General features: G+C 69.5%; 1 protein-coding gene and 1 pseudogene. One reads left to right on the top strand and one right to left on the bottom strand.

What is annotated here, in order from left to right:
* Positions 1-765, top strand: a 765-nt coding sequence (locus tag BZL64_RS38800; RefSeq protein WP_143663485.1) for a pectate lyase family protein, incomplete at its 5' end; no start/stop codon positions are given.
* A gap of 67 nt (positions 766-832) precedes the next feature.
* On the opposite strand, the pseudogene BZL64_RS38795 reads toward BZL64_RS38800, so the two are convergent.
* Positions 833-1,205, bottom strand: a pseudogene (locus tag BZL64_RS38795) (helix-turn-helix domain-containing protein); the annotation flags it as partial.

Genomic DNA, 1,205 nt, shown 5'->3' with positions numbered 1-1,205 from the left:
GACAACGTCATCGTCCGCAACATGAACTTCGCCGCCACCGAGGACTGCTTCCCGCAGTGGGACCCGACCGACGGCAGCACCGGCAACTGGAACTCCAACTACGACTCGGTCACCCTGCGTGGCGCGACCCACGTGTGGGCGGACCACAACACGTTCACCGACGCCCCGCATCTGGACAGCGCCAACCCGAAGTACTACGGCCGCGAGTACCAGATCCACGACGGCTCCCTCGACATCACCAAGGGCTCCGACCTGGTGACCGTCTCGTACAACCAGTTCACCAACCACGACAAGACGATGCTGATCGGCAGCAGCGACACCGACAGCGTCGGCAAGCTGCGCGTCTCCATCCACCACAACGTGTGGAAGGGCATCATCCAGCGCGCCCCGCTGGCCCGCATCGGCCAGATCCACATCTACAACAACGTCTACGACGTGACGCCCCTCAACGGCTACGCGGCGCAGTACAGCATCAACTCGCGCGCCAAGGCCCAGGTCGTGGCGGAGAACAACTACTGGAAGCTCCCGTCCGGCGCGAAGGCCGCCAAGCTCCTCAGCGGTGACGGCACCGGCTCGGTCAAGGGCTCCGGCAACCTGGTCAACGGCACGACGACCGACCTCGTCGCCGCCTACAACGCCGCGTCCTCCAAGGACCTGAAGACCACGGTCAACTGGACCCCGACCCTCACGACGGGCCTGGAGACCTCGGCGAAGAACCTCCTGACGTCCCTGGCCACCACGACGGGCGCGTGCCTGCTCAAGTAGCACCGACGTCAGTCCTGTCACGCGGGGCCCGGAAGACATACGGTCTTCCGGGCCCTCCGCGCGTCGTCTACGAGGACGGTTCGCCGATACCGGCCGACACGCACCCCTGGCAGTGGCGGGGGTCGGGGCCTCGGTAGCCGTGGTCGCAGGTTTCGCAGTTCCGGATGGGGTGCCAGGCGGGCGTCGGCGCTTCGGGGGCGCGGTACGGCGGGAGGGGTGGCAGTTTGGCTGCCAGGCGGTGGGCCAGGGAGGCGGCCGGGCGGGCCAGGGGCTGCCGGGGGAGGCCGTCGGCCAGGGCGTGGCGTACGGCGGTGGGGGTCAGTTCCCGCTCCAGCCAGGCGGCGACACCGGGGGCGAGGTGCTCGGCCTCGGTGGCGGTGAGCAGCAGGCGGGGGTCCGCGCGGCGGAGGCCCGCGAGGACGTCGGTGGCCGTCCGGAGG

The sequence above is a fragment of the Streptomyces bobili genome, from assembly GCF_002154575.1.
GTDB classification, from domain to species: domain Bacteria; phylum Actinomycetota; class Actinomycetes; order Streptomycetales; family Streptomycetaceae; genus Streptomyces; species Streptomyces bobili.
The sequence above is the reverse complement of the archived record's forward strand: the minus strand, read 5'-3'. Positions and strand labels throughout refer to the sequence as shown.